The following is a 985-nucleotide window of genomic DNA, read 5'->3' as shown; positions in this document are numbered from 1 at the left end:
GGCTTTGTTGCTTAATTCGATGAGAAGACATGGTAGCCCCATGTTGTTCAGTTCTTAAACAACATACTGAGTTTCAGGCATACCTAGCCCTGTAAGCTTGTTCAGCGCTTTGATCATAGCGTAAGTCTCACCAACTTGAGCGTTGTAGTCCCTCAGGCTTAATTTCCCACCTAACAACTGTTTTACCCGATACATTGCTGTCTCTGAGAGCGAGCGCTTATGATAACCATACCGCTTTTTCCATTTCTTGTTAGAGCCGTAGAGCTTCTGGCAACCCACTGCTAAGTTGCGAGGAGGTCCTCGTTCCCAGAAGGCTGCCCCTTCTCGTGGCGGAATGAGCGGAACAGCTCGCTTGAGCCGTATGGCATCATGGCAATTCCTTGTGTCATAAGCACCATCGCCTGATATCTCAATGATTTTACGACGTGTCTGCTTAAGCAAGTTGGGAAGTACTTCGGCATCGGTTACGTTAGATAAGCTCAGCTCTGCTGCGACTATTTCGTGGGTGCTAGTATCTACTGCGATATGCAGCTTACGCCAAACCCTACGCTTCCCGTCAGTACCATGCTTCTTGACCTTCCATTCGCCTTCGCCATAAACCTTGAGGCCAGTGGCATCAATGGCTAGGTGTTGTATCGCACCTCTGGTTTTAGTTTTAAATGAAACCTCAACTTCCTTAGCTCGACGGCTTATACAGGTGTAGTGGGGACAAACTAGCGGGATGTTAGCCAGCTTAAATACCGAGTCTAGAAATCCTTGCAGTGCTCTCAACGGCATAGAGAATATGCGTTTCACCATCAGTGCAGTAGTAATGGCTAAGTCGCTGAATTGGCGAGGTCTGCCGCGCTTGCCTTGTTTGTTTTGCTTCCACTCGGCTATCGCTTCCTCATCAATCCAAAAGGTCAGAGAACCACGGTTTATTAAGGCTTTGTTGTACTGCGTCCAGTTAGTTGTTTTGTAACGAGGTTTAGGCATGAGGCTACGA

General features: G+C 47.7%; 1 protein-coding gene. It reads right to left on the bottom strand.

Features of this window, described 5'->3' with window-relative positions:
* Window positions 1-54 precede the first annotated feature (54 nt).
* Window positions 55-975: an IS5 family transposase gene (locus R8O10_RS24130; protein ID WP_213895869.1), complete on the bottom strand. Its 921-nt coding sequence runs from the start codon at window positions 973-975 to the stop codon at window positions 55-57.
* Window positions 976-985: the final 10 nt, after the last annotated feature.

Source organism: Vibrio sp. 1727, from assembly GCF_033344415.1.
Taxonomy (GTDB): Bacteria; Pseudomonadota; Gammaproteobacteria; order Enterobacterales; family Vibrionaceae; genus Vibrio; species Vibrio alginolyticus.
The sequence above is the reverse complement of the archived record's forward strand: the minus strand, read 5'-3'. Positions and strand labels throughout refer to the sequence as shown.

Excerpts from the sequence above, each read along its gene's own strand:
- R8O10_RS24130 (WP_213895869.1), bottom strand. The coding sequence starts at position 975 with ATGCCTAAACCTCGTTACAAAACAACTAACTGGACGCAGTACAACAAA.